The 21006-nt window shown below is 68.7% G+C and carries 23 protein-coding genes and 1 tRNA gene; 11 read left to right on the top strand and 13 right to left on the bottom strand.

What is annotated here, in order from left to right; translation table 11 throughout:
- The first annotated feature begins 76 nt into the window (after positions 1 to 76).
- Genes ACWGSM_RS05995 through ACWGSM_RS05985 form a run of 3 tightly spaced genes read left to right on the top strand, consistent with a single transcriptional unit; the run spans position 77 to position 4422 of the window.
- The gene (locus ACWGSM_RS05995; protein ID WP_452322027.1) at positions 77 to 1051 is read left to right on the top strand and encodes an AAA family ATPase; all 975 of its coding nucleotides are present in this window, start codon (positions 77 to 79) and stop codon (positions 1049 to 1051) included.
- A 7-nt stretch (positions 1052 to 1058) separates the two neighbouring features.
- Positions 1059 to 2243 (top strand): DUF58 domain-containing protein, encoded by a 1185-nt coding sequence (locus ACWGSM_RS05990; RefSeq protein WP_452322026.1) that lies wholly within the window; start codon positions 1059 to 1061, stop codon positions 2241 to 2243.
- Positions 2236 to 4422: a transglutaminase TgpA family protein gene (locus tag ACWGSM_RS05985; protein WP_452322025.1), complete on the top strand. Its 2187-nt coding sequence runs from the start codon at positions 2236 to 2238 to the stop codon at positions 4420 to 4422. The genes ACWGSM_RS05990 and ACWGSM_RS05985 overlap by 8 nt, the downstream gene beginning before the upstream one ends.
- A 6-nt stretch (positions 4423 to 4428) precedes the next feature.
- Here ACWGSM_RS05985 and trhO read toward each other — a convergent pair whose 3' ends face one another.
- The 4 genes from trhO to ACWGSM_RS05965 form a co-directional block, all read right to left on the bottom strand.
- Positions 4429 to 5331, bottom strand: coding sequence for an oxygen-dependent tRNA uridine(34) hydroxylase TrhO (gene trhO, locus ACWGSM_RS05980; protein ID WP_452322024.1), 903 nt, complete (start codon positions 5329 to 5331; stop codon positions 4429 to 4431).
- A 67-nt stretch (positions 5332 to 5398) separates the two neighbouring features.
- Positions 5399 to 5486: transfer RNA gene (locus ACWGSM_RS05975), tRNA-Ser, on the bottom strand.
- A gap of 60 nt (positions 5487 to 5546) precedes the next feature.
- Positions 5547 to 6149: a GNAT family N-acetyltransferase gene (locus ACWGSM_RS05970; RefSeq protein WP_452322023.1), complete on the bottom strand. Its 603-nt coding sequence runs from the start codon at positions 6147 to 6149 to the stop codon at positions 5547 to 5549.
- Positions 6124 to 6789, bottom strand: coding sequence for a phosphatase PAP2 family protein (locus tag ACWGSM_RS05965; RefSeq protein WP_452322022.1), 666 nt, complete (start codon positions 6787 to 6789; stop codon positions 6124 to 6126). The genes ACWGSM_RS05970 and ACWGSM_RS05965 overlap by 26 nt, the downstream gene beginning before the upstream one ends.
- 38 nt (positions 6790 to 6827) lie before the next feature.
- Here ACWGSM_RS05965 and ACWGSM_RS05960 point away from each other — a divergent pair, with 38 nt between their 5' ends.
- A complete protein-coding gene (locus tag ACWGSM_RS05960; RefSeq protein ID WP_452322021.1) occupies positions 6828 to 7160 on the top strand; it encodes a cupin domain-containing protein in 333 nt (110 codons plus the stop codon).
- A gap of 12 nt (positions 7161 to 7172) precedes the next feature.
- On the opposite strand, the gene ACWGSM_RS05955 is transcribed toward ACWGSM_RS05960, so the two are convergent.
- The 3 genes from ACWGSM_RS05955 to ACWGSM_RS05945 all read right to left on the bottom strand — a co-directional run bounded on the left by ACWGSM_RS05955 (position 7173) and on the right by ACWGSM_RS05945 (position 10903).
- A complete protein-coding gene (locus ACWGSM_RS05955; RefSeq protein WP_452322020.1) occupies positions 7173 to 8141 on the bottom strand; it encodes a carbohydrate ABC transporter permease in 969 nt (322 codons plus the stop codon).
- Complete coding sequence (locus ACWGSM_RS05950; protein WP_452322019.1) at positions 8141 to 9481, bottom strand: carbohydrate ABC transporter permease; 1341 nt, start codon at positions 9479 to 9481, stop codon at positions 8141 to 8143. The genes ACWGSM_RS05955 and ACWGSM_RS05950 overlap by 1 nt, the downstream gene beginning before the upstream one ends.
- Before the next feature lie 90 nt (positions 9482 to 9571).
- On the bottom strand, positions 9572 to 10903 hold the full coding sequence (locus tag ACWGSM_RS05945; protein ID WP_452322018.1) for an ABC transporter substrate-binding protein: 1332 nt from the start codon (positions 10901 to 10903) through the stop codon (positions 9572 to 9574).
- Positions 10904 to 11148: 245 nt separating this feature from the next.
- Between ACWGSM_RS05945 and ACWGSM_RS05940 the strand changes: the two genes are divergently transcribed.
- Complete coding sequence (locus tag ACWGSM_RS05940) at positions 11149 to 12156, top strand: LacI family DNA-binding transcriptional regulator (RefSeq protein ID WP_452322017.1); 1008 nt, start codon at positions 11149 to 11151, stop codon at positions 12154 to 12156.
- 135 nt (positions 12157 to 12291) lie between these two features.
- On the opposite strand, the gene rplL is transcribed toward ACWGSM_RS05940, so the two are convergent.
- Both rplL and rplJ read right to left on the bottom strand, forming a co-directional pair.
- The gene (rplL, locus tag ACWGSM_RS05935; RefSeq protein ID WP_101188549.1) at positions 12292 to 12675 is read right to left on the bottom strand and encodes a 50S ribosomal protein L7/L12; all 384 of its coding nucleotides are present in this window, start codon (positions 12673 to 12675) and stop codon (positions 12292 to 12294) included.
- Positions 12676 to 12726: 51 nt separating this feature from the next.
- Positions 12727 to 13215 (bottom strand): 50S ribosomal protein L10, encoded by a 489-nt coding sequence (rplJ, locus tag ACWGSM_RS05930; protein ID WP_313356034.1) that lies wholly within the window; start codon positions 13213 to 13215, stop codon positions 12727 to 12729.
- A 320-nt stretch (positions 13216 to 13535) separates the two neighbouring features.
- Between rplJ and ACWGSM_RS05925 the strand changes: the two genes are divergently transcribed.
- The 5 genes from ACWGSM_RS05925 to ACWGSM_RS05905 all read left to right on the top strand — a co-directional run bounded on the left by ACWGSM_RS05925 (position 13536) and on the right by ACWGSM_RS05905 (position 16985).
- Positions 13536 to 13835 carry a hypothetical protein gene (locus tag ACWGSM_RS05925; RefSeq protein WP_452322016.1) on the top strand — a complete coding sequence of 100 codons (300 nt, stop codon included), beginning with the start codon at positions 13536 to 13538 and terminating at the stop codon, positions 13833 to 13835.
- Positions 13832 to 14965 carry a hypothetical protein gene (locus ACWGSM_RS05920; protein WP_452322015.1) on the top strand — a complete coding sequence of 378 codons (1134 nt, stop codon included), beginning with the start codon at positions 13832 to 13834 and terminating at the stop codon, positions 14963 to 14965. Before ACWGSM_RS05925 ends, ACWGSM_RS05920 begins: the two co-directional genes overlap by 4 nt.
- Positions 14962 to 15573, top strand: coding sequence for a hypothetical protein (locus ACWGSM_RS05915; protein ID WP_452322014.1), 612 nt, complete (start codon positions 14962 to 14964; stop codon positions 15571 to 15573). The genes ACWGSM_RS05920 and ACWGSM_RS05915 overlap by 4 nt, the downstream gene beginning before the upstream one ends.
- Positions 15573 to 16241 carry a hypothetical protein gene (locus ACWGSM_RS05910; protein WP_452322013.1) on the top strand — a complete coding sequence of 223 codons (669 nt, stop codon included), beginning with the start codon at positions 15573 to 15575 and terminating at the stop codon, positions 16239 to 16241. Before ACWGSM_RS05915 ends, ACWGSM_RS05910 begins: the two co-directional genes overlap by 1 nt.
- Positions 16242 to 16307: 66 nt before the next feature.
- Complete coding sequence (locus ACWGSM_RS05905; protein ID WP_452322012.1) at positions 16308 to 16985, top strand: YqaJ viral recombinase family protein; 678 nt, start codon at positions 16308 to 16310, stop codon at positions 16983 to 16985.
- A 25-nt stretch (positions 16986 to 17010) separates the two neighbouring features.
- On the opposite strand, the gene ACWGSM_RS05900 is transcribed toward ACWGSM_RS05905, so the two are convergent.
- Complete coding sequence (locus tag ACWGSM_RS05900; RefSeq protein ID WP_452322011.1) at positions 17011 to 17895, bottom strand: LysR family transcriptional regulator ArgP; 885 nt, start codon at positions 17893 to 17895, stop codon at positions 17011 to 17013.
- A gap of 70 nt (positions 17896 to 17965) precedes the next feature.
- On the opposite strand from ACWGSM_RS05900, the gene ACWGSM_RS05895 reads away from it, so the two are divergent.
- On the top strand, positions 17966 to 18628 hold the full coding sequence (locus ACWGSM_RS05895; RefSeq protein WP_452322010.1) for a LysE/ArgO family amino acid transporter: 663 nt from the start codon (positions 17966 to 17968) through the stop codon (positions 18626 to 18628).
- An 82-nt stretch (positions 18629 to 18710) separates the two neighbouring features.
- Here the strand turns inward: ACWGSM_RS05895 and rplA are convergent, their stop codons facing one another.
- The 3 genes from rplA to nusG form a co-directional block, all read right to left on the bottom strand.
- The gene (gene rplA / locus ACWGSM_RS05890; RefSeq protein ID WP_452322009.1) at positions 18711 to 19400 is read right to left on the bottom strand and encodes a 50S ribosomal protein L1; all 690 of its coding nucleotides are present in this window, start codon (positions 19398 to 19400) and stop codon (positions 18711 to 18713) included.
- Between the two features lie 11 nt (positions 19401 to 19411).
- Positions 19412 to 19843 carry a 50S ribosomal protein L11 gene (gene rplK, locus ACWGSM_RS05885; protein WP_313356043.1) on the bottom strand — a complete coding sequence of 144 codons (432 nt, stop codon included), beginning with the start codon at positions 19841 to 19843 and terminating at the stop codon, positions 19412 to 19414.
- A gap of 165 nt (positions 19844 to 20008) precedes the next feature.
- Positions 20009 to 21004 carry a transcription termination/antitermination protein NusG gene (gene nusG / locus ACWGSM_RS05880; protein WP_452322008.1) on the bottom strand — a complete coding sequence of 332 codons (996 nt, stop codon included), beginning with the start codon at positions 21002 to 21004 and terminating at the stop codon, positions 20009 to 20011.
- Positions 21005 to 21006 lie beyond the last annotated feature (2 nt).

The raw sequence follows: 21006 nt of genomic DNA, 5'->3' as shown, positions 1-21006 counted from the left end.
CGCCCGAAGTCGGCGTCCGCGCCCTTCCGACGGCGTTACGATCATCACACGCACCGTCGCGCACGAGAGGGCCCGCATGCACGAGAACGCACCGCTTGATGCCGAGCAGTTCACTGAGCACACTTCGCGCATCGTCGCCTCGGTCTCGTCGGTGATCGACGGCAAGGCGGATGCCGTGCGCAACGCTCTCGTGTGCCTGCTGGCGGAGGGGCACCTGCTCATCGAGGACGTGCCGGGTGTCGGGAAGACGATGCTCGCCCGAGCGCTGGCCGCAAGCGTCGACGCCACCGTCCGCCGCATCCAGTTCACCCCCGACCTGCTGCCCGGCGATGTCACCGGCGTCGCGGTGTACGACCCGGTGCAGCGGGAGTTCGAGTTCAAGCGCGGGGCGATCTTCGCGCACATCGTCATCGCCGACGAGATCAACCGCGCCTCGCCGAAGACCCAGTCGGCGCTGCTGGAGGCGATGGAGGAGCATCAGGTCACGGTCGACGGCGCCACTCACCCGCTGCCCGACCCGTTCCTCGTGGTGGCGACGCAGAACCCCCTCGAGATGGAGGGCACGTATCCGCTGCCCGAGGCGCAGCGGGATCGCTTCATGATGCGCATCTCGATGGGGTATCCGGATGCCGCAGCCGAGACGCTCATGCTCCGCCGGCGCGACACCGCGAACCCGCTCTCCGCGATCTCCCCCGTCGCGGACGCCGCGTCGGTGCGCGCGCTGATCTCGTGGGCGCGCCGCGTGCACGTCGCCGCGTCGCTGGAGGAGTACGCCGTCGCGCTCGCGCAGGCGACGCGGCAGGATCCGAGCCTGCATCTCGGCGCGAGCCCGCGGGCGACACTGCAGCTGGTGCGCGCGGCGAAGGTGGTCGCGGCTCTCGACGGCCGCGACTACGTGGTGCCCGACGACATGGCCGACCTGGTCATCCCGGTCTTCGCGCATCGCCTGCTGGCTGCGCGCGGTGTGCACCGCGCCGGAGCGCAGCCGGTCGAGGCCGCGCTGCGTCAGATCGTCGCGCGGGTTCCCGTGCCGTTCGCCGCACGCGTCTGAGCACATCATGCGCACCCGTCCGCTGACCGCCCGAGGAGCGGCGTGCCTGCTGCTCGGCGTGATGCTGTGCGTCGCCGCGAACGTGCTGGGCGCCCGCTCGCTGCTGTACGTCGGGGTGCTGCTCATCGTGCTGCCCCTGATCGCGCTGCTCGTCGTCCGCGTGCCGCGACGACGCGGCGAGGTGTGGCGGCAGATCTCGACCGATCTGCTTGCCGTCGGCGAGACGTCGAAGGTCACCGTGCGCTTCGAGCTGTATGCTCCGGGCATCCCGCACGGTCGCTGGAGCGACACCCTTCCCGAGGCTGTGCGCGGCGACGCCGGTGGGGAGTACCCCGGCGAGACCCGGCTGCTGCACTACGACCTCGAGGGTGTGCGCCGTGGGACGGCGTCGCTCGGTCCGCTGCTGCTGCGCACGGTCGACCCGTTCGGTCTCGCGCAGCGTGTGCAGGCCTTCGGCGAGACGCGGATGATCACGGTCGTGCCGCAGGTGCTCGCGCTCGCCCCGCTGCCGACGAAGGTGGGAGCTGCGGGCGGCGCGGCGCAGACACGCTCGACGCGGCTCGGGCAGGGGGCCGACAACCTCATCCCACGCGCGTACCTGTCGGGCGACTCCCGGCGGCGCATCCACTGGCGCGCGACCGCGCACCGCGGGTCGCTGATGGTGCGTCAGGAGGAGGAGGAGGCGAGCCCCGACGCCGTCGTCGTGCTCGACCGTGCGGCGTCGCGCTGGGCGCGTCCGGGTGACGGCGTCGACCCTGCGTTCGAGACGGCGGTATCCCTGTGCGCGTCGGCCGCGCTGCGCTTCGTGCAGGACGGATACAGCGTCGACGTGTTCGACAGCGCCGGCTCGCTGCTCGGCGCGCTGCGCGGGCACGAAGACGACCGGGACGGCCTGTTGGTCGCCCTGGCGACGGTGGTGCCTCGCGGCGAGCCGCGCGACCTGCGTGCCATCGTCGGCGGCTCACCCCCGGGCCCGTTGGTGCTGATCACGGGGGCGATCGATGCGGACGATGCCGCGCGTCTGAGCACGGCGGGCGCTTCGGCGCCGATGCTGATAGCGGCGGGGGCTGACGCCGGGGCTCTCGCCGTCGCCGCCGATCGCGGCTGGAACGCCGCCGCGCTGTCCGCGACAGCGGACCTGGCCGACGTGTGGGAGGCTGCGATGCCGCGAGCGAGGGCTCCCCGTGGCTGAATCATCGAGCATCGTGCCGAGGCCCGGAGTCGTCGGGCCCGGGGTGCTGGCCTCCGTCGCCGCTCTCGTCGTGATGTGGCCGTACACCGGGGTGATCGCACCGGGCGCGTGGACGTTCGCGGTCGTGGCGATCATCGCCACCGTCGCCGCGGCGGGCATGGTGAGCAGGCGGCTCCTGCGCAGAGCGCCGGACGGCATCCGGTCTCTTCTCGCCCTGCTGCTGCAGCTGGCCGCCCTCGCCCTGGTGCTCACGAACCTGCTGGCGAGCGAGGCCGCCGATCTCGGTATCGTGCCCACCGCGGCGAGTCTGGAGCTGACCGTCCTGCGCCTGCAGCGCGCGGTGGACGAGATCTCGAACGGCGTCGCGCCGATCGATGCGACGGTGTCGATGACCACGACGATGGGACTGGCGTTCGCGCTGGTCGCCCTGCTTCTCGACCACCTGCTCGCGCATCGGCTGATCGTGCTCACCGTGCTCTTCACCTCGATCGTGGGCGCCGTGCCGATGCTGCTCAGCTTCGGCACGGTGAACCTGGTGTGGTTCGTGCTGCAGGCCGTGATCATCCTGGTCGTGCTGCGTTTCGGCGCCAGGCATGATCGCGACGCCATCCGCCATTCGCCCGTCGTCGCCGCCGGGCTCATCGGCGCCGCGGCGATCGCCGCGACCGTCGTCGTCTCCCCCGTTCTGCCGCTGAGCGCCGCGGCCGGGGGGAACGGGCAGCTGTCGACGGTCAACGCCGACCTGCGACTGGGAGACGACCTGCGCCGGCCCAACGAGACCCAGGCGCTGAGCGTCGTCACCTCGGCCGCCGCCCCGCCCTACCTGCGGCTCGCGACGCTGTCGAGGTTCGACGGAGAGGTCTGGCGTCCGGACCGCTCCGACCGCAACCCCGTGGAGGCCGGCTTCGGTGACCGTCCGTGGACGGACGACATCGAGGCGGTCGAGCACGAGGTCTCGATCCGCGTGGTGGGGATCTCGAGCTCCCGGCTGCCCGTGCCGTACGCCGCCGAAGAGATCAGCGGGCTGCCGCGAGGCTGGCAGGCGATGCCGCTGAACCGCACCGTGATCAGCTCGACTCGGGATGCCGCCGGCGCCGACTACACCGTGCAGATGGCGACCCCATCGCCCAGCCTCGAGCAGATCCGGGCGAGTTCCGCCGGGGGTGCGGAGCTCGTCGCGGCGCCCGCGGACGGCCTCCCGGAGATCATCAGTGACCTCGCGCGCGAGGTCACTGCCGGCGCCGACACGGACTACGACCGGCTGCTCGCCCTGCAGAACTGGTTCCGCTCGGAGTTCGCCTACTCGCTCGACGCGCCGGTCGACGACGGCTTCGACGGCACCGGTGCCGAGGCCGTGGCGACCTTCCTCGAGGTGCGCAGCGGATACTGCATCCACTTCGCCGGCGCCTTCGCTCTGATGGCGCAGACCCTCGACATGCCGGTCCGCATCGTCGTCGGGTATCTGCCGGGCACGGCGACCGACGAGAAGCGGGGCGAGCAGCGCGTGTACTCCGTCACGAGCGACAAGCTGCACTCGTGGCCCGAGGTGTACTTCCGGGGCATCGGCTGGGTGTCGTTCGAGCCGACCGCGACGCTCGGATCGCCGACCGAGTTCACCCCCGCCGCGGGAGCGGGCGGTGATGGCGACACCGGGTCACCGACCGCTTCCGACGCGCCGACGGCGGCGCCGTCGGCCGCGCCGACGGGCGGCCCCGATCGCAGCGACGAGGATCCGGGGGCCGGCGGCGACGCTGCCTTGCAGCAGCTCGACCCGACCCCGGTGGTGTTGGTCGTCGGCGGGATGCTGGTGGTGCTTCTGCTGCCGGGACTCGCCCGCACGCTGCGCCGGATGCTGCGCATCCGGCGTGCCGCAGCCGGCGACGCCATCGCGGCGTGGCGCGAGGTCGCCGACACCATGGCCGATCTGGGGCTCCCGCTGCACGCTGCCGAGACCGCGCGGACGCGGGCGCACTCGCTCGCGACAGGGCGCGGTGTCGACGCCGACGCCCTCGGCGATCTCGTGACGGCCGTCGAGCGCGTCAGCTATGCCGAGAGCGGCCCTGCCGGAGGCGAGGTGGACGCGTCGCTGCGTCGGGTGATCGGCGATCTGCAGGTCGGTGTAGACGGACGCCGGCGCCTGCTCGCATGGCTGCTGCCCGCGTCGCTGCTGCGCCGCTGACCGGGGTCAGGCGCGGGCGGCCGCCGCGTGATCCTCGCACGACACCGTGTCGCAGTCGACGCAGACCACGAACTGACGGCGGCACGAGAGGTCAGGGCAGTTCGCGGTGCGGCTGGTCGCCGCGCCGCACCCGACGCAGGTGCCGATGACGGCGGCGTGGTCGCTGAAGTCGACGGATCCGCGCTTGTCGAACACGTAGAGGGATCCCTCCCACAGACCGTCATCACCGAACTTCTCGCCGTAGCGGACGATGCCCCCGTCGAGCTGGTAGACCTCGCCGAAACCGCGCGAGACCATCAGGCTCGACAGCACCTCGCAGCGGATGCCGCCGGTGCAGTAGGTGACGACGGGCCTGCCCTTCAGGTCGTCGTACGCTCCCTCGTCGAGCAGCCGGACGAAGTCGCGCGTGGTTTCGGTGTCGGGCACGACCGCGTTCCGGAATCGGCCGATCTCGGCTTCGAGCGCGTTGCGTCCGTCGAAGAACACGACCTCGTCGCCGCGCTCGGCGATCATCCTGTGCAGCTGCTCAGGATCGAGCCTGGCCCCGCCGCCCACCACGCCGTGCTCATCGACCTGCAGTTCGTCCGGCGCACCGAACGAGACGATCTCGTCCCGCACCTTGACGCTGAGTTTGGGGAAGTCGGTGCTGTGGCCGTCGGCGTCGATCGCCGTGCCCTCGCTCCACTTGATGTCGGCATCGGCGAACGCCGGGTGCTGGCGGAAGCGCCGCACCCACTTCTTCACCGCCGGGAGGTCGCCGCCGAGGGTGCCGTTGATACCGTGCTCAGAGATGACGATGCGGCCCCGAAGCGCGAGCGACTCGCACAGGTCGCGTTGCCAGAGACGGATCGCCTGCGGGTCCGCGAGCGGCGCGAACGCGTAGAACAGCACGATCTTGGGGGTGGGCACCAGGAGATTCTACGTGGGCGTGCTGAGCGCCGAAGGCCCCCACATCGTGAGGGCCTTCGGCGGATTCTGGCGGTGACGGAGGGATTCGAACCCTCGGTTGCTTGCACAACACACGCTTTCCAAGCGTGCTCCTTCGGCCGCTCGGACACGTCACCAGGAAACAACCTGTCCATCCTATCCGATCGTGCGCGTCGCTTCGGACCAGAGCTGACTGCTCACTCGAAGCGCACACCGTACATGGTCGTGTGGGGATTCGACGCCAGCCGGAGCATGCCGAGACGCTCATAGAAGGCGCCCGCGCCCGTGTTCGCGGGGTTCATGCCGAGGTGCAGTCCGCGCGTTCCCCGGCTCTCCAGCTCGGCGAAGAGCGTCTCGATCAGCCGGCGGCCGAGCCCCTGTCCCTGCGTCTCGGGCAGCAGGTCGATGTGCAGGTGCGCGGGATACTCGACGGCGTGCGTCTCGCGTCCGGGTGCGCGGCGGCTGGCATAGCGGACGATGCCGTCCTGACGGGTGGGCTCGGCGGCGCCGGAGAGCGGATACGCCCTCTGCTTCGAGGGCCACCACTCCTCGCGGAACCACCGTTCGAAGGCATCCGTGTCATCGGTGGCGACGACGTACCCGATGGTCCGGCCGTCGTCCGACTCGACCACCCACGACAGATCCGGATGCCGCACGACGTACGGCACGGCGAAGACGTCACCCCACAGGCGATCGTCGGTGCAGATGCCGGTCGCATCGCCACCGGCATCCGCCGTCTTCACGCAGATGTCGTAGAGCGCGTCCCGATCGGCATCACGGTACGGACGGATCGTCGTCACGGGAACTCCTCGATGCGAGTGCTGCGGTCGGCGCCCAGCCTAGCGACGCCCAGCTCAGGACGAACGCGCCGACCAGCAGCGCGGCCGACGCGCCGACGAGCGCACCGCCGACGGTGTCGGTGATCCAGTGCACGGCGAGCAGTGTGCGCGACAGCGCCATCACCACGACCCAGACCGTGCCGATGATCGCCAACCACACCCGCGGGAAGACCAACCAGAGGACCACGGCGATGGTGGCGGCGTTCGAGGTGTGCCCCGACGGGAACGAACCGAAGTCCGAGGTCACCAGCATGTCGTCGGGACGCGCTCGGGCGAAGATCTCCTTGAGCAGCTGGGTGAGCCCGGCACTGACCACGAAGGCGATCGCCGCGAAGACCGCTCCGCGCCATCGTCGCAGCAGCACGAGCAGCAGCACGATCAGCAGCGGCACGAGGATGATGGCGACCCACCCGCCGCCGATCCAGTTCAGCAGATATGCGGCCGAGAGCATCCAGTCCTGTCTCACCTGCGACATGAGGTCGTTCCAGAACACGTCGAGTCCGATCGTGGCGCCTCGAGGCAGCAGCACGACGAGCACTCCGAGAAGTGCAGCGAGGGTGAGCGTCGCGCTTCCGGCGATCAGCAGCGTGCGTCTTCTCATCGTCCCATTCTGCCCCGCGACCGCGCTAACCTTCGGCTATGAGCGCCGACACTTTCCACCTTCTCGGCGGTTCGGCCGCCGATCTCGTCGAGGCCCATCCCGTCGATCCGGGCCGCGTCCGCCCGCACCGGGTCATCGACGGCGACGGGTTCAAGATCCGGATGCTGACGATGGACGCCGGCACGACCATGCGCGAGCACCGCGCGCCGGTGCCGATCCTCGTGCAGGTGGTCGCAGGCGGCATCCGGTTCCGCGTGGCCGGAACAGAGCATGTGCTCTCCCCCGGCGGGACGATCACCGTCACCGCCGGGGTGCTGCACGAGCTGGAAGCCGATCAGCCGTCGCACGTCCTTCTCGTGCTGCTGGGCTGAGACCGCCGGCGGTCAGCCCTTCGTCGCTCCCGCGAGGAGTCCGCGGACGAAGAACCGCTGCAGGGCGAAGAACACGATCAGCGGCACGATGATCGAGATGAACGTTCCCGCCGACTGCAGGAACCAGCGGTTGCCCCACGTGCCCGACAGCGAGTTCAGGGCCTGGGTGATGGGCAGCGCGCCGGGCGAGGCGAAGATCGTCGCGACCAGCAGGTCGTTCCACACCCAGAGGAACTGGAAGATGCCGAACGAGGCGATGGCCGGCATCGCCAGCGGCAGGATGATGCGGAAGAACACCTGTCCGTGACCGGCCCCGTCGACGCGCGCGGCCTCGACGATGTCGCCGGGGATCTCGGCGATGAAGTTGTGCAGCATGAACGTCGCGAGCGGCAGAGCGAAGATCGCGTGCGCGATCCAGACGCGGGCGAAGCTGAACTCGACGTCGTTGAGCGTGAGTCCGGGGAAGACCATCACGTCGTTGATCGTGAGGCCATCCGAGAACAGGCTCAGCAGCGGCACCAGTGCCATCTGCAGCGGCACGATCTGCAGGGCGAACACGAAGACGAACAGCAGGTTGCGGCCCTTGAAATCGATCCACGCGAAGGCGTAGGCGGCGAGCGCCGCGATCACGATCGGGAACACCGTCGCCGGGACCGTGATCGCCAGCGAGTTGATGAACGCGGTGGCGAGCGTGGTCGAGGTGCCGCCTGCGTTGAGCGCCTCGGCGTAGTTGTCGAGCGTGAACTCGGGGTTCGTGAAGGCGGTCCACCACCCGGTCGACTGCGTGTCGGCGCCGGGGCGGAACGATGTGACGAACAGGCCGAAGGTGGGGATGGTCCAGAACACCGCGATGATCACGGCGGCGATGGTGGCGCCCTTCGACGTGAGCTTCTTGTGTGCGATCGCCTCGTTTCGGCGGGTGTCGCGGGCGATCTGGCGCTTGGTGCGGCTGTCGCGGACGACGACTTCTGTGGCGGTCATCAGCGGATCTCCCTCTGCTTGGCCAGCGAACGGGCGTTGTAGATGATCAGGGGCAGTACGAAGATGAACAGCACGACGGCGAGGGCCGACGAGTGCCCGTAGCTCTGGAAGCGCTGCTGCTGGTTGACCATCTCGAAACCGAGGACCGTGGTGTCGTCGCGTCCGCCGGTCATCACCGCGACGATGTCATAGACCTTCAGCGACATGATCGTGATCGTCGTGAGCACGACGATCAGCGACGAGCGGATGCCGGGCACGGTGACGTTCCAGAACCGCTGCCATGCGTTCGTGCCGTCGAGCTCGGCGGCCTCCAGCTGTTCGGCCGGGACAGCCTTGATCGCGGCGGAGAGGATCACCATCGCGAAGCCCGTCTGCGTCCAGATGAAGACGATCAGGAGCATGAAGGTGTTGATCAGCGGCTTGACCGCCAGCCAGCTCACCGGGTCGCCGCCGAACAGGGTAACGATGGCGTTCAACAGGCCGATCTGGTCGCCCTGACGGTAGTCGTACATGAACTTCCAGATGATGCCCGCGCCGACGAACGAGATCGCGACGGGCATGAAGACGAGCACCTTCAGCACCTTCTCGCCGCGTGCGCGGTCGATGAAGACGGCGTAGGCGAGACCGAAGGCGACCGAGATCGTCGGGGCGAGCAGCGCCCAGATCAGGGTGTTGACCACCGACCACGTTCCGACGGGGTTCGTGAACACCCAGATGTAGTTCTCGAGTCCGACGAACTGGTCGCCCTTCTTGTCGAAGAACGACTTGACGAACGTGGAGACCGCCGGGTAGATGAGCCCGAGCAGCAGCATGATCGCTGCGGGGGCCATGAAGAGGACCAGCTGGAACAGGTAGCCGGCCCCCTGACGTGAGCGGTAGTCGGCGAAGAAGAGCAGAGCGCCCGACAGCAGGGCGATCGCGACGACGTACAGCACGGCGTTCGAGAACGGCCGCAGCAGCATCAGGGCGAGCACCGGGATGACCAGGCACGCGACCAGCCGCATGACGAAGTAGCCGCGGCCCGGGCGCGGTGCGAACTCGATCAGCACGAGCACGATCGCGACGACGACGCCGAAGGCGAGCAGCACGGCGGGGATCTGGACGAGCGGATGCAACCCGCCCAGCCACAGGAAGAAGTTGTTGAGAGAAGCCGGCCCGAGGGCGATGCGGGCGGGGTCTTCCATCGGTGCCGAGATGATGAGCAGGAACAGCATCGCGGCGATGAGGACGAACCCGGCGATGACCACGATCTGCGTGATCCGGCGCCCCTTGGCATCCACACCGTGCGTCGTCTTCGGCAGCTCCGCCGTGTCTTCTTCCTCGGCTGTCAGCAGTGACATGGGGTCCCCTTCTGAGTAAGGATGCGGGGTCGGGCATCGCTGCCCGACCCCGCCTTCACCAGCGGATTGCGCTCAGACTAGCGCGCTCGACTAGTTCTCGTAACCTGCCTGGATGTCGCTCAGCACCTGGTCGGTGTCCTTGCCGTCGATCCAGTCGACCATGCCCTTCCAGAACGACCCGGAGCCGACCGTCGACGGCATGAGGTCGGACGCGTCGAAGCGGAAGACGGTCGAGTCATCCTGCAGGATGCCCATGGCCTCCTGCAGGAACTCGCTACTCGCGAGGCTCGCGTCGGCGTTCTTGTTCGCCGAGATCACGCCGCCCAGCTCGACGCGTGCGTCAGCGAACTCGGGCGATGCCATGAACTCGAGCACCTTCACCGTCGCGGCGTCGTCGTTGAAGGCCGCGACGAACTCGCCGCCACCCTCGACCTGCAGCTCGCCCTCGGTGATTCCGGGGGTGATGAAGGCGTAGACGTCGCCCTCCGGTCCGACCTCGGGGGTCTCACCGGCGGCGTTCTTCACGTCGAGGAAGTTGGCCGAGAGGAACGATGCCTGGTGCGTCAGCGCACAGCTGCCGTCGGCGACCTTGGCCGCGACGTCGGCGAACGCGGTCGAGTTGATGCTCTTCACATCGCCGAAGCCGGCGTTCACGTAGTCGGGGTTGAGGATGATCGAGCCGACGGCGTCGAAAGCCTCCTTGATCTCCGGGTCGGTGAACTTCACATCTCCCGCCACCCAGTCGTCGTAGACCTCAGGACCGGACTGGCGAAGGACGAGGTCCTCGATCCAGTCGGTGCCAGGCCAGCCGGAGGCTTCACCCGAGGCGAATCCGGCACACCAGGGCGCCTGTCCCGACTTCTCCTTGATGGTGTCGGTGAGGGAGATCATCTCGTCCCAGGTCTTGGGGATCTCGACACCCCACTCCTTGAACTTCGCAGGCGAGTACCAGATGTAGCCCTTCAGGTTCGCGAGCATCGGCGCCGCGTAGAACGTGTCGTCGAACGTGCCGTAGGCCTTCCAGTCCTTCGACCAGTTCTCGTCCACGGCCTTCGAGACGCTCTCGGGCGCCTCGGCGACCTTGCCGGTCTCGACGAGGGTCTTCAGCAGACCCGGCTGCGGGACGATGGCGATGTCGGGTGCGTCGCCACCGGCCACCTTGGTGACGATGTTGCCCTCGAAGCTCTTGTCGCCGGTGTATTCGACCTTGATCCCGGTGTCCTTCTCGAAGGCCGCGAAGCTCTCGTTGAGGTCGTCTGCCTCGGTTCCGGTGATGCCACCGGAGATGCGGACCGTCTTGCCTTCGACGTTGCCGTCGTCGCCGCCTCCAGATGAAGCCTCCGCGCATCCGGTCAGCGCAAGTGCGGTCGCGCCGACCAGGGCGAGGGGAGCAAGCAGGCGGTATCGCTGTGACAGAGCCATGTGTTTTCTCCTCTTCCAGGGTGTTCCGGGCCTCGTTCGGCGGAGAATCCGCAGCGTTGAGGAACCGATTCCAGGACAACCTACTTGCCCGGGGCGCCCCGGCACAATGCCACGCGCAGACAACCCCACAACCGTTGTGCATACGTGATCACTGCTTTGGGAGCGCTCCCAAAGCGTAGCGCATGGAACCGGTTCCCTCTATGCCGGATGCCGGGTAGCCTGACGGAGCCGACTCGAGGAGACCCATGAGCACGATCGCCGACGTCGCCGCGAGAGCCGGTGTGTCCAAGGCCACGGCGAGCCGCGCGCTGAGCGGGGGCGGCTACGTCTCGTCCGAGGCCCGGCAGCGAGTGCGTGACGCCGCACGCGAGCTGCACTACGTCGCGCATTCCTCCGCCACGACGCTCGCCACCGGACGCTCGCTGTCGGTCGGCGTGATCATGCCCGCGCTGGACAGGTGGTTCTTCGCGGAGCTGCTCGCGGGCATCCAGGAGGGACTGCTGGACGCCGGACAGGACCTCATCCTCTACGGGATGCGGGAGGGATCGGACGAGCGCGACCGGCTCTTCTCGGACGTGCTCCCCCGGCGCCGGCTCGACGGGATCATCGCCGTCGGCATCCAGCCGAGCACGCACGAGCTGTCGCGCCTGGTGCGGGTCGGGTCACCGCTGGTGAGCGTCGGCGCCTATCGCGAGGAGAACAGTTCCGTCTCGATCGACGACGAGGCGGCTGCGCGCATCGCGACCGAGCACCTGATCGACCTCGGGCACCACGACATCGCGTTCCTCGGCGGCCGTGACGATGCCGCCACCCACGCCTACGGCGACGAGCAGCGACTGCGCGGCTACCGTGCGGCCATGAGCGCCGCATCGCTGCAGGCGGCCATCCGACACGCCCCCGGCGACTCCACCACGCCCGGCGGCTACGAGGCGGGCGTGCGCATGCTGGGCGACCGGCAGAACCGGCCGACCGCCTTCGTCGCGGTGTGCGACGAGGCGGCGATCGGCGGCATCATCGCTGCCAGGCGCCTCGGCCTGTCGGTGCCGGCGGAGCTGAGCGTGGTCGGGATCGACGACCACGCGCACGCGGAGATGTTCGCGCTGACGACGGTGCGCCAGCAGCCGCGGATGCAGGGACTCGCCGCGGTCGAGCTGCTGCTGCGCAGGATGGATGCCCCGGATGCCCCCGCCGAGCAGCTCGCGGTGCCGTCCGAACTGGTCGTCCGCTCGTCGACAGCGGCGCCTCGCCCGTAGCCGACGCGCCGGCGTCGCGGCCCGGATACGCCAGAAGCCCGGATACGCCAGAAGGCCCGAATACGCCAGAAGGCCCGAATACGCCAGAAGGCCCCCGGCGCGAGCCGGAGGCCTTCTGTACGCGGTGAGGCGCGATTACTTGAGGGTGACCGTGGCGCCGGCGGCCTCGAGGGCCTCCTTCGCCTTCTCGGCGGTCTCCTTGTTGGCGCCCTCGAGGACGGCCTTCGGAGCACCGTCGACGACGGCCTTGGCCTCGCCGAGGCCCAGCGAGGTGAGCTCGCGGACGGTCTTGATGACCTGGATCTTCTTGTCGCCGGCGGCCTCGAGGACGACGTCGAACGAGTCCTTCTCCTCCTCGGCCTCAGCAGCGCCAGCGCCACCTGCAGCGCCGGCAACGGCGACCGGGGCGGCCGCGGTGACGTCGAACTTCTCCTCGAACGCCTTCACGAAATCGCTGAGCTCGACGAGGGTGAGGCCTGCGAACTGCTCCAGCAGCTCCTCAGTGGAAAGCTTCGCCATGATGTTTCTCCTAGATAAAGGTGTGGTTTTGGTGAAGAGATCGCCGGACGCTCACGCGGCCTCGGCGGTCTCCAGCTTTTCGCGAAGCGCGTCGATGGTGGCGGCAGCCTTGCCCATCGTCGCCTTCATCATGCCCGCTGCCTTCGCCAGCAGAACCTCACGGCTCTCGAGCGAGGCGTACTTGTCGACCTCGTCGGCGTCGAGGGTCTTGCCCTCGAAGACGCCGCCCTTGATCACGAGAAGCGGGTTGGCCTTGGCGAAGTCACGAAGAGCCTTGGCAGTGGCGACGAAGTCACCGTGCACGAACGCGACGGCCGACGGGCCCTTGAAGCCGTCGTCCAGCGTCGTGATCCCCGCGTTGTTCGCGGCGATCTTGGTCAGCGTGTTCTTCACCACGGCGTATTCCGCGTCCTGACGGATGTTGGTGCGCAGCTCCTTGAGCTGGGCAACCGTCAGACCGCGGTACTCGGTCAGCAGGACGGCGTTCGAGTTCTCGAAAGACTTCGTGAGCTCGGCAACCGTTGCATCCTTCTGCGCCATGGTCACTCCTTACGTGTACGGACGCCACGCGGATGCGGGGCGTCGACCTCGACCACCCCACGACATGAGAAAAGCTCCGGCGCAAGCGCACGGAGCTTCAGAAGAATTTCGCACACCTGCGCGGGCCCCTGCTGAGCAGTGCTTCGATCGTCACGTTCGCACACGACGATGACCGGCGGTCTTCGGTTACGGAAAGCCTACGGCATCCGTCCGCAGCGGCAAAATCGCGCTGCCCTCCCGCACGTGGGGACTCCTCCCCATCGTCGCGTTCGACGCCATCGCGTAACGTCGAGACATCGAACAACACCCGGGGGGATCACATGCCTGACGTCAGCGTCGACTACTCGGCTCTCGAGAGCACCCGCAGAACACTCGGAGACATCGGCGACGTGCTCTCGTCCTCGACGGATGCCGTGAGCGATGTCCCCTCCTCCGCGGTCGCGCAGGATGTGCTGCGCGACCGACTGCAGAGCATGGGTGGCTTCTGGGGCAACAGCCTCCGCAGACTCTCCAGCTTCGCCTCCGACGCCGGCAAGGGCCTGGAGGGCATCGTGACCGCGTTCCAGGACTTCGACGCCGAGTTGACCGCCGGCATGGAGCCGGAAGGCGGGCAGTCGTGAGCTTCCCCGCTCTGGGTTTCGACCCCGCTCCGGGAGACGTCAGCGTCATCGAGCAGCTGGTGGACACTCTCACCACCACCGTCGACGACGTCGACGAATCCGCCCGGATCCTGCACAGTGACGAGGACGGCAGCTGGGTCGGCGAATCGGGCGACGCTTTCCGCGCGACGCTCAGCGAGGACTTCCGCCCGCAGCTCTTGACCTCCGCAGGCGCCCTGCGCCAGTCACGCGACGCCCTCGCGGGCTGGGCGATGGCCCTGGGAGGGCATCAGACGACAGCGAGACACCTCGAGGAGCAGGCGGCTCTGGCTGAGGCGACCGTCGCCACTCGCGCACAGCAGAGCTCGCAGGCTGCCGATGCGGCGAAGGCTCCGGACGCGGCGCCCGAGGCCGCCGCCGACTCGGATGCCGCCGCGACAGCGCTTGCGGGCGCACGCGACGAGCTCGCTGGCATCCGTCAGCAGGCCCGTGCGCTGCTCGAGCAGGTCAACGCGGATGCCAGTGCCACGGCGTCGCAGCTCGCGTCGGCGCAGGACGAGCTGAACGCCTACCAGGAGAGCGACTGGGACGCGTTCTGGGGCGGTGTCGGCGATGCCGGCGCCTGGTTCATGGACAATGTCGTCCCCATTGTCGAGGACATCCTGCGCGCCGCGCTTCCGGTCATCGCGATCCTGGCGCTGTTCCCGCCGCTGACCGGCCTCGGACTGGCTGCCACCATCATCGCCGGCGTTCTGGTGGGGATCGACGCTCTGCAGTGGGCGACCGGTCGCGGCTCGTTCGAGGACTTCGCGATGGGCGCGCTGGGCATGGCGCTCGGCGGCGCGCTCGGCGGCCTGGCGAAGTCGGTCCTCGGACCCGGCGGATCCGTGGTCGTCCCCTCCATCCAGCGCATGACCCCGGCCCTGGCAGGGGGTGGAACCGCCGCTGGCTCGCTGGCGGTCGTGCTGCAGCTCAACTTCCGCAACATGGTGTCGAACTCCTATTGGATGACGAACACGCTCAAGAGCGCGCATGACGAGGGCACCAGCTTCGTCGAGAGCCTCTCCGGCCCGTGGCAGAACCTCCTCGAACGCGCGCACAACACCGTCGACGGGAATGGTCCCCGCACCGACGAGGAGCTGAGCGCGTGACCTCCTCGACACAGCACCAGGTGCGCCAGCGCCTTCCCCAGGGGTGGATCGAGTTCATCGCGCACGGCGAGCGCACGCCCTCAGAGTGGCTCGAATGGTATCTGGCGAGCAGTGCGGGATGGATGTCCGACGAGGGCCGCGCGTCTGTCACGGCGGGCTTCCACGCGGGAGCGCAGGCGTTCGCGGACGCATCGTTCGCCTTCGCCGGAGTCTCGATCATCCTCGGCGAGCACCCGTCGATCTCCTTCATGGGAACCCAGGTGCTGGTGCACCCCGAACAAGACGCCGCCAAGGGCCTGCACAGCCTCCTCCCCCTCGCCAGGTTCGGCGAGGACAGCGCAGCCGAGACCTTCCGATCCCCGGATGAGCGCGTCGGCACGATCGTCCGCGGTACACGGGAGATCGAGGGGCGAGCGTGGCTTGTCGCCATAGGAGAGATGGCTCTGCCCGACGATGCCGGGACGGTCGTCGTGACGGGGATCGGATCCGACCCCGAACAGGAGCAGATGCTGCTGCTGTCGGTCGCCTTCGCTCTGGTCACCACTCAGCTGCTCGCAGACGGCCAGTCCCCTCAAGAAGTCCCGATGTTCCCGCCGGCGGCCGTCTGATGGCATTCCGGCTGATCAGCCCTGCATCTCGCCCGTGGTTGGAGCAGGCGGAATCGCCGACCGCTCGACCCGCTGACGCCGACCGGGCGGTCGCAGCGCTTCGAGGCGACTACGAACGCTGGAGTCGCCTCGCCGTGGGCATCCTCGCCTTCGTCGTCACCACGGCGGCGCTCGTCGTCGGCTCAGCGGCCTGGTCGTTCCTTCTCGGGCCCTCGCCGCGTGAAGCCGCGACCGTCGCGACCGCGGTCATCGCACCAGCCGTGGCCGCCGGCGGCGTCTTCGTGCTCTGGAGGCTGCACCGCTCCGGCCGACAGCTGGCCCGCGCCGCCGCCTGGTGGATGAGGATGCCGTATCGCGCGGGCGCCCGTTCCCGCTCCGCGCGCGGTTACGTGCTGGCCCGCACCATATACCTCGAGCCCGCGCTGCTCGTGCGCTCACTGACGATCAGCTGCACGCTGCTGCTGCTCATCTTCGGAGTGTCGGGATTCGTCCGCGGCGTCGTCACGACCGATCAGCAGCTGTCGGTGACGATCGCCCTCGCGGCCGTGACCGTGGTCAGCGCGGCCTGCCTGATCGGGCAGCTCGGCGGACTCGCGCGCATCGGCGCCGGCGCATCCGAGGCGGACCCGCTGTGGGTGCGCGCGCGGAACGCGTTCCGACGCCGGTGACCGGTCAGCGCGACACCACGGCGTGTGGAGGCCGACGGTCGGACCCTCCGCGGGTAGCCTCGTAGGGTGACTCCCGAACTCCAAGCGCGCATCCTCGCGGACTCCCGCGACCGGGTCGCCTGGCTGCGGGCGCGAGCGCGCGGGATCACCGCCACCGACGTGGCCGGCCTCTCGAGCGAGGCCTCGATCGCACGCACGGCGGATGCGAAGCTCGGTGCCGGTCCCCGGTTCGGCGGCAACGCGTACACCGATCACGGGCGACGCCGCGAACCGGAGATCGCGGCATGGGTGGCGGCCACCCACGGCATCCTGCCTTCGTCGGCACTCTTCCACGCCGAGGTCGAGAAGCGCCATCTGGCGACCCCGGACGGCATCTGCGTGGATGGCGACGGACGCGTCCTGCTTGCCGAGATCAAGACCACGAACAAGTCGTGGCGCACCATCCCCCGCACCTACCTTCGTCAGGTCTGGTGGCAGCAGCATGTGCTCGGCGCTGAGCGAACACTGTTCGTGTGGGAGGAGCACGATGACTTCAACCCGATCCACGATGAGCCGCGCTCGGTGTGGATCGATCGCGATGACAAGGAGATCGGTCAGCTCGTCGTTCTCGCGACCCGCCTGATCGATGAGCTCTACCGTCGCACCACGGGTCACGCGCCCCCGGCGCGCGCGCCCCTCGCCCCGAGCCGTCGCTCCGCGCTTCGCGAGCGTGACATGTTCCGCGCATTGGCCCTGTCGGACTGAGCGGAGGGCTGCGCCCGATGCCCGGTCAGAGCGGGGCCAGCACCCGGGCGGCCTCTGCCGCCACCTCTTCGGCGATCGCGTCGAGCAGCGGCGAACGCAGGTTCCACTGCTGCCAGTACAGCGGCACGCGCACGTGCGGCTCACCCAGCGCGGCGAGATCATCAGAGATGTGCGGCGCGGGGATGAGACCCCATCCGAGTCCGAGCCGGACGGCTTCGGAGAAGTCGTGGGATGCTGGCACGTAGTGCCTCGGCACCTGCCACGGATCCACGCCTCTCGCCCGCAGCCAGCCCTGCTGCAGTGCGTCGCGGCGGTCGAAGTCGACGAAGGGCGCACGGGCGAGCGCGTCGGCGGTGACGCCGTCGGGGAACCAGCGGGAGACGTAGTCCGGCGTCGCCATCGCGCGGTACTCGAGCACACCGAGGGGCGTGACAGCACTGCCGCCGACCGGTTGGGCCTCGCTGGTGACGGCAGCCATCACCTCACCCGATTCCAGCATGCGAGCGGTGTAGTCCTGATCATCGCGGTGCAGGTCGACGTCGATCGGATGCTGCCGTGCCACCCGCGCGAGCGGGGCAAGGAACCAGGTGGCCATCGAGTCGGCGTTCACCGCCAGAGGGATGCGCACCCGCGGGGAGTCGAGCGCGGCGTCACCGAGGCCGAAGGCCGTGATCGTGTCGTGCTCGAGCAGCGCGACCTGCCTGGCCAGCCGCACGAGCGCCTCGCCGGCCTCGGTCGCCCGCGCCGGGCGCGAGCGCACCACGACCGCCCGACCGATCTGCTGCTCGATCGCCTTGATCCGCTGGCTGACGGCGGACTGCGTCACGTGCAGCCGGCGGGCGGCGGCGTCGAAGCTCCCCTCGTCGACGACCATTGCGACGGTGGCAGCCATCTGGGCCTCGATCTTCACATAAGTCATGCTAATGGTGATGGAGTTCTCTTCGCTGGCGCTGATGTGTGCGCGCTTCTAGCGTGGGTTCGTGCTCACCTTCTTCGCCGGCCTCGGCGTCATGTACTCGCTGATCATCGCCGTCGGAGCGCAGAACGTCTTCGTCCTACGGCAGGGGCTTCGTCGCGAGCACGTCCTTCCCGTGGTGCTGATCTGCGCGGCCTCCGACGCGGCGCTCGTACTGGTCGGCACCGCCGGGCTCGGCTTCCTGATCGCCGAGCTGCCCTGGCTCGTCGTCGCTGCGCGCTGGCTCGGGGGCCTGTCGCTCGTCGCGTACGGGGTCCTCGCCGCGCGGCGCGCATGGCGAGCGGAGGGCGAGATCCTCGTGGCGGATGCGGCACCGGCATCCGTATCCGAATCCGCGGGGCGCGGCGGCACCGCGACAGCGACCCGTGCCCGCCTCGCGCCGGTGCTCGTCGCCACGCTCGCCTTCACCTTCCTCAATCCCAACGTCTACCTCGACACGGTGCTGCTGATCGGCTCGATTGCGGCGACGCACGGTGACGCACGATGGATCTTCGCGGCGGGGGCGATCCTCGGCAGCATCACCTGGTTCTTCGCCCTGGGGTTCGGGGCCAGGCACCTGGGCCGGTGGCTGCGCACGCCGCGCGCCTGGCGGATCCTCGACACGGGCATCGCCGCGCTGCTCGTGCTCATGGGCGTCCTGCTCGTGCTGCCCGTCTTCACCGGCTGATCCCCGGATCACGCAGAAGACCCCCGCCGGCGAACCGGCGGGGGTCTTGCATCGATGAGCTCAGCGGCCCGGTCGATCAGCGTCAGATGGCGTTGACGTCCAGCGGGATGCCGGGGCCGAACGTGGTCGACACGGCGCCCTTCTGGATGTAACGGCCCTTCGCGCTCGACGGCTTGAGGCGCACGATCTCCTCGAGCGCTGCGCCGATGTTCTCGTTCAGCTGCTCAGCGGTGAAAGAGGCCTTGCCGACGATGAAGTGCACATTCGCGTGCTTGTCGACGCGGAACTCGATCTTTCCGCCCTTGATCTCCTCGACGGCCTTGGCCGGGTTGGGGGTCACGGTGCCGGTCTTCGGGTTCGGCATCAGACCGCGGGGGCCGAGCACCTTACCCAGACGACCGACCTGGCCCATCAGCTCAGGGGTCGAGACGGCTGCGTCGAAGTCGGTCCAGCCGCCGGCGACCTTCTCGATGAGCTCGGCGCCGCCGACCTCGTCTGCGCCTGCGGCGATGGCGGCCTCAGCAGCCGGGCCGTTGGCGAACACGATGACGCGAGCGGTCTTGCCGGTGCCGTGCGGGAGCATGACGGTGCCGCGCACCATCTGGTCTGCCTTGCGGGGGTCGACCGAGAGCTTCAGCGCGACCTCGACGGTCGAGTCGAACTTCGCCGAGCCGGTCTCCTTCGCGAGGGCGACAGCCTCGGACGGGGTGTAGAAGCGGTCGTCGCCGATCTTCGCGAGAGCCGCCTGGTATGCCTTGGACTTGGTAGCCATTGTTATCTCCCTCAGCCCTCGACCGTGATGCCCATCGAGCGCGCAGTGCCCTCGATGATCTTCGATGCGGCGTCGATGTCGTTCGCGTTCAGGTCAGCCTGCTTCTGCTCGGCGATCTGACGGACCTGGTCCTTGCTGATCTTGCCGACCTTGACGGTGTGCGGGGTGGCCGAGGCCTTCGCGACGCCTGCGGCCTTCTTGATCAGCTCGGCTGCCGGCGGGGTCTTCAGGACGAACGTGAAGCTGCGGTCCTCGTAGACGGTGATCTCCACCGGGATGACGTTGCCGCGCTGCGACTCGGTCGCGGCGTTGTACGCCTTGCAGAACTCCATGATGTTCACGCCGTGCTGACCGAGCGCGGGGCCGATCGGCGGCGCCGGGTTGGCTGCACCGGCGTTGATCTGAAGCTTGATCAGGCCGGTCACCTTCTTCTTGGGTGCCATGATTTTCCTTTCATCGAGCGGATGCCGTGGGCATCCCTCTCCCGCTTCCCCGGCGTCTCCGGGGCGCGGTGCTGACTGTGCTCGCGCACAAACCACATAAGTCTACCGCACGCGAAGCGCCCCGCCGGCCGAAGCCGACGGGGCGCTCTGCAGACGCGGGAGGCGTCAGGTCATCTTGGTGACCTGCTCGAACGACAGCTCCACCGGGGTCTCGCGCTCGAAGAGCGAGACGAGCACGGTGAGCTTGCCGCTGGCAGCGTTGATCTCGCTGATCGTTCCGGGCAGACCCGCGAACGAGCCCTCCTTGATCGTGATGGTCTCGCCGACCTCGAAGTCGACCTCGGCCGCCATCGGACGGGCGACGGCGACGCCGCCCTTGGCCGCGATGGACTTCGCGGTGGGGACGTCCTTGACCTCGACCAGCGACTTCAGCATGTTGAACGCCTCTTCGAAGCGCAGCGGGGTCGGGTTGTGGGCGTTGCCCACGAAGCCGGTCACGCCGGGCGTGTGGCGCACGACCGACCAGGTGTCCTCGTTGAGCTCCATGCGCACCAGCACGTAGCCGGGGATGCGCACGCGGTTGACCATCTTGCGCTGGCCGTTCTTGATCTCGACGACGTCCTCCATCGGGACCTCGATCTGATAGATGTCGTCCTCGACCTCGAGCGTCGACTTGCGCTGCTCGATGTTCGCCTTCACCTTGCGCTCGAAGCCGGCGTACGAGTGGATGACGTACCACTTGCCGGGCAGCATGCGAAGGTCCATGCGGAACGCCTCGTACGGGTCCTCCTCGACGGCGTCGTCATCGACCTCAGGGCCGTCGTACGGGGCGACCTCGTCGGCCGCAGCCGCCTCGGCCTCGGCGGACTCCTCCGCCACTGCGTCGTTGAGGACCTCGGCGGCTGCTTCAGACTCAGCCGCTTCGTCCAGGTTCAGAGCGTCGTTCACGATCGCGTCCGCCTCCGGGTCTTCGATTTCGATGTCGTCGGTGTCGTCGTACTCCACGCCGGTCTCGCCCTCGATGTGCAGAGCGGTGTGCTCGGCGGCTGAGGACGACTGCTCCTGCTCGGCGAGCACGTTGCCCTCCTGGGCCTCGTCCTCTTCGCTGGACTGCTCGGCGGCGGTCGCCCAGTCGGCGTCGTCGGAATACTTGTCAGACACTT

This window comes from Microbacterium sp. NPDC055521, from assembly GCF_053619695.1.
This window is presented reverse-complemented; position numbering and strand designations above follow the sequence as displayed.

Bases quoted from the DNA above. Each gene is read 5' to 3' on its own strand.
- rplL (WP_101188549.1), bottom strand. From the start codon at position 12,675: ATGGCGAAGCTTTCCACTGAGGAGCTGCTGGAGCAGTTCGCAGGCCTC.
- ACWGSM_RS05945 (WP_452322018.1), bottom strand. From the start codon at position 10,903: ATGGCTCTGTCACAGCGATACCGCCTGCTTGCTCCCCTCGCCCTGGTC.
- ACWGSM_RS05925 (WP_452322016.1), top strand. From the start codon at position 13,536: ATGCCTGACGTCAGCGTCGACTACTCGGCTCTCGAGAGCACCCGCAGA.
- ACWGSM_RS05910 (WP_452322013.1), top strand. From the start codon at position 15,573: ATGGCATTCCGGCTGATCAGCCCTGCATCTCGCCCGTGGTTGGAGCAG.
- ACWGSM_RS05990 (WP_452322026.1), top strand. From the start codon at position 1,059: ATGCGCACCCGTCCGCTGACCGCCCGAGGAGCGGCGTGCCTGCTGCTC.
- ACWGSM_RS05950 (WP_452322019.1), bottom strand. From the start codon at position 9,481: ATGTCACTGCTGACAGCCGAGGAAGAAGACACGGCGGAGCTGCCGAAG.
- ACWGSM_RS05940 (WP_452322017.1), top strand. From the start codon at position 11,149: ATGAGCACGATCGCCGACGTCGCCGCGAGAGCCGGTGTGTCCAAGGCC.
- ACWGSM_RS05955 (WP_452322020.1), bottom strand. From the start codon at position 8,141: ATGACCGCCACAGAAGTCGTCGTCCGCGACAGCCGCACCAAGCGCCAG.
- ACWGSM_RS05960 (WP_452322021.1), top strand. From the start codon at position 6,828: ATGAGCGCCGACACTTTCCACCTTCTCGGCGGTTCGGCCGCCGATCTC.
- ACWGSM_RS05995 (WP_452322027.1), top strand. From the start codon at position 77: ATGCACGAGAACGCACCGCTTGATGCCGAGCAGTTCACTGAGCACACT.
- rplK (WP_313356043.1), bottom strand. From the start codon at position 19,843: ATGGCACCCAAGAAGAAGGTGACCGGCCTGATCAAGCTTCAGATCAAC.
- ACWGSM_RS05965 (WP_452322022.1), bottom strand. From the start codon at position 6,789: ATGAGAAGACGCACGCTGCTGATCGCCGGAAGCGCGACGCTCACCCTC.
- rplJ (WP_313356034.1), bottom strand. From the start codon at position 13,215: ATGGCGCAGAAGGATGCAACGGTTGCCGAGCTCACGAAGTCTTTCGAG.
- rplA (WP_452322009.1), bottom strand. From the start codon at position 19,400: ATGGCTACCAAGTCCAAGGCATACCAGGCGGCTCTCGCGAAGATCGGC.